Source organism: Mycobacterium sp. 852002-51163_SCH5372311 (assembly GCF_001667115.1).
Classification (GTDB): Bacteria; Actinomycetota; Actinomycetes; order Mycobacteriales; family Mycobacteriaceae; genus Mycobacterium.
In genome coordinates this window covers 1-3,672 of sequence record NZ_LZIJ01000195.1, presented here as the reverse complement: position 1 = coordinate 3,672, position 3,672 = coordinate 1, and the positions used below count along the sequence as shown (strand labels likewise).

The following is a 3,672-nucleotide window of genomic DNA, read 5'->3' as shown; positions in this document are numbered from 1 at the left end:
AAGGCTCTTGCCACCAGTCCTGGCCAGTTTGGCTGTGTGGTGATCGACGTTGATCGGCCGCGCTCCACTCCCCGGCACCTGCGTACGCATTTGGCCGCTGCTGTCTACGTGGCCACCCGGCCGGAAGAAAGTCCGAACCGAGGACACTACTGGTTTTGCCTGCCGCATGGCCTCCGGTTGGGTAATCCAACGCTGCCCTTTGGAGAGTTGCGCTGTGTGGGCGGCGGTATCGTGCTGCCTCCCTATGGCAACCGCCGCGTTGTGCGTGCTGGGGTAATGCCGGCTGTACCGAAGGAGCTTGCCGAATACCTAGTAACACATGTGGTTCAGGCAGGTGCCGGGGTGGTGGTTGGCGCCACAACGCTGACAGTTGGGCAGTTCTGCGCCCGGTACACCGGCAACGCTAGGCCGCATAAGATCGCCGCGCTGGTAAAGCTGCATCAGGTGCTATTGGAACGCGGCAGAAGTCCACACGACGCCATGCGTGAAGCTTTGCGCGTTGGGTTGGCAGAGGCCCGCATCGGCTACGTTTCCGCCAAGGCCGTCATACGCGCACTACGGGAACACTGGGGCCGCGACCGGCAAGAGTTCAGCCGCCTGGTGCAGTGGGCCATCGATGTAGCAGAGAACAGCAACGCCGAACTATTGCAGCTGAAAAGCGGCCGATGTTCCGGCACCGACTCCCGAGAGTATACGTAGCTAACAAGGCAGGAATTGCCGACGCTGTCATTGCAACTCCTGTATTCGCCTACCCCGCACTATATTCCGGCTCGACCAAGCACTTCCGGAGTCCATGCTCAGCTAAGCTGAGACTTGCTGGCGCCGGCCAGTGAACGCCGAACGGCGTTGGCAGACAAAGGAAAGTGCCAACCATGCCCTACATTCATCCGTTGGACTCGGCGGAGTTTAGCACCGTACAGGTCCACCGATTCATTACTGAGGAATGCCATTTCCCGGTCACCCTGACAAAGGTGGAGCTTGCCGCCGCTGCCGGAGAGCTCAGAAGCGTGCGCGTTACTCGCAAGAACAAGTATTCACGCCGGATGGCGCTCGAATGGCTTGCAAGCCTAGGCGTACAGGTCGATTGGGACTTGGCAGCAGCCGAGGCTCAGCGTGACGTAGCCGCGAAGGTTGCGCTGTGACACACGTCAAGAAGCGGCCGACCATAGAGGAACATCAGCAGGTTGGTGCTCGGCTTAACGCAATCCACGAGGAGTTGGTTGGTCTGATTCTGTTCCTCGACCCGAAGTACCCACACACAGAACCGTTTCTGCAACTGGTGGAACGGGCTGCACGTGCAGTGGATAGGCCCGGTGCAAGGGCGACGACACAGCTTGCCGAGAGCATCCGGTCGAGTTTGATACCTGCTGGTACTACGGACCGGCAATTTAACTTGATGCAACCATTTACGCCGACCTGAGGCGAGGGAAATGAAAAGCAAACCTACCTAGTGACAACGACGGCCCCGCTGCTTTGAGGAAGACAAAACGGGACCGCCATCGGAGATGAAAGTGACTGCAATGTTAGCAGATTCACGCGGGAGGGTCCGTCCGCCTGAAATCGGAGCACAGCGGTGAGCAATACCGAAAATGCTGTGTCTGACGACGGTTGGCCAGCTGAGCCAGTTCCGGACCTTGGCGCGGCTTATGACCCTGTCGCCGACGTTGACCACTTGGCAGCTGAAGTACGGCGTCACCAACGGTTCCGTTACGCCGAGGAACTAGTCAAGCGCCAACGGTTAGAGCAGCAGTGGAAACCAATTGGCGACCAGGGCAGCCTTGCGCACCAGTTGCAAACGGTCGTGACAGATCCCTTGTTTGTTGTTGAAGAGCTCTTTCCCGACAGGACGATCTGTCAGCTCAACGCGCAGTTCAAGATTGGCAAGACCACGCTGGTTACCAACCTGGTTCAGTCGCTGGCGACCGGTGAGCCGTTTCTGCGCCGCTTTCGCATCCATCCCAAGTTCAAAGGTCACGTGGCGCACTGGAACATGGAGGTCAGCCAGCGGACCTTGCTGGGCTGGTACAGGAAACAGGCGATGCCGGACGAAGCTAGGGCCAAGGTGTTTCCGCTGTCGGTGCGCGGCAACATCTCGCTGGACTTCAAAAACGACATCGTTGTGGACTGGGCCGTTAAGTGGCTGCAAAACAATGGCGTCAAGGTTTGGATCATCGACCCGCTGTCCAAGTTGTTCCGCGATGACGAGAACAACAACTACGAGTTCAACCAGTGGTGGCTCAAGCTGGAGCACATCGTGCAGGCGGCCAAAGTCAGACTAGTTCTGTTGGTTCATCACACCGGCCATGCCAACGACCGCGCACGCGGTGCCAGCGCCATGATGGGCAATCCCGATGTGCTGCTCAGCTACACGCATGCAGGCAACCTCGGCGACAGACCACCGAGCAAGCTGCGGTACTTGTCTGCAATTGGCCGCGACGTGGACTTGCCGAGCACCGAGATTGACTTTGAGCCGGAAGCGAACACGCTATTCAGCACCAACAGCGGCACCACGCGCATTCAGGCCAAGTCCAGCGTCAAGGCCCGTCAGGCAGGTGTAGCTGTGTGGGAAGCCGACGACCGTATCAAGACCGGCGATCTGTACCGCAAGCTCGGTTGGCGGCAGGACGGCAACACGGCCAAGGACAACAAGGTGGCGTTGGAGCGAGCCGTCAGGAAGGACTACATCGTTCAGACGCCGGAGGGACGGACCGTGTGGAACAACCGCGGAACTGTCGACCCTCGCCAGGACGGCGGTAGCCCAGAGTGACTGTTTCTGTACAGCCGTCGGCGCTATGCCTGCCAAACCGGGTGGCAGGCATAGGCCATACCTGCCATACCTGCCAATTGCCTGCCACGCCCGTTGGCAGGGATGGTTTTTCGAGGTCAGAGATGCTTTTTCGGCGATTGCCTGCCGATTGCCTGCTATCCCTGCCATGCCTGCCGCCATTTATTGGCAGGCAGGTTTGGCAGGCATACGGAACGCGCGAGTACAGCAACAACGGCCAGCGCGATACAGCGCAGAATCACGGAAAGTAGTGCAGCTCATGAGTAATGACGATGACGGCATTATCGACGCAGAAATCGTAGACAGCGACAATCTTCCGGCAGTGGTAGAGACCTATCAACATTCGGAACCGATCACCAAGTGGAGCGAAGAGTGGTGGGCACGCGCCTCTCCAGAAGTGCAGGCAAACAGATGCGTGGCGCACAAGAAGACCGGCGAACGTTGTAGGAACGCAGCAATCCTCGGCGCAACGGTGTGCCGCTTCCACGGCGGCGCTGCGAAACACGTAAAGCGTGCGGCCAGAGCACGACTCGAAAACGCCGCAGACCTGATGGCAAAACAGTTGCTAGGCATAGCACTTACGGCCGACAGCGAAGCTGTCAAGCTTGCGGCTATCCGAGATGCGTTGGACCGTGGCGGCCTCAAAGCGCCGTCTGAAGTTGTACTGTCTCAAGGCGAAACTAAACCCTATGAGACAGTATTTGACTCTATCGGCGGTGACCCTGAGGCGGCCGGATTCCCTAGTGTCGCTAGCGAAGACTACGGTTCAGCCGGCCAACATGCCTCCCCAGCACCTGCCTACGCAGATACCGGATACGCAGACGCGCACCCTGTAGCTGACGAGCACCGCGAGCCGTTTTCAGACAGCTTGCCGCCACGAGAGGCCA

4 protein-coding genes are annotated in these 3,672 nt (G+C 58.9%); all 4 read left to right on the top strand.

Annotated elements, in window-relative coordinates:
• The coding region (locus A5791_RS23935) for a bifunctional DNA primase/polymerase (RefSeq protein ID WP_067242368.1) at nt 1–699 on the top strand (699 nt) is incomplete at its 5' end.
• A gap of 173 nt (nt 700–872) precedes the next feature.
• Nucleotides 873–1,142 carry a hypothetical protein gene (locus A5791_RS23930; RefSeq protein WP_067242364.1) on the top strand — a complete coding sequence of 90 codons (270 nt, stop codon included), beginning with the start codon at nt 873–875 and terminating at the stop codon, nt 1,140–1,142.
• Between the two features lie 431 nt (nt 1,143–1,573).
• The gene (locus A5791_RS23925) at nt 1,574–2,767 is read left to right on the top strand and encodes an AAA family ATPase (RefSeq protein WP_082967106.1); all 1,194 of its coding nucleotides are present in this window, start codon (nt 1,574–1,576) and stop codon (nt 2,765–2,767) included.
• Nucleotides 2,768–3,044: 277 nt separating this feature from the next.
• On the top strand, nt 3,045–3,672 hold a 628-nt coding region (locus A5791_RS26620; RefSeq protein ID WP_156661581.1), incomplete at its 3' end, for a hypothetical protein.

What these genes read in the sequence shown, in the direction of transcription:
- A5791_RS23930 (WP_067242364.1), top strand. Translation starts at nt 873, where the DNA reads ATGCCCTACATTCATCCGTTGGACTCGGCGGAGTTTAGCACCGTACAG.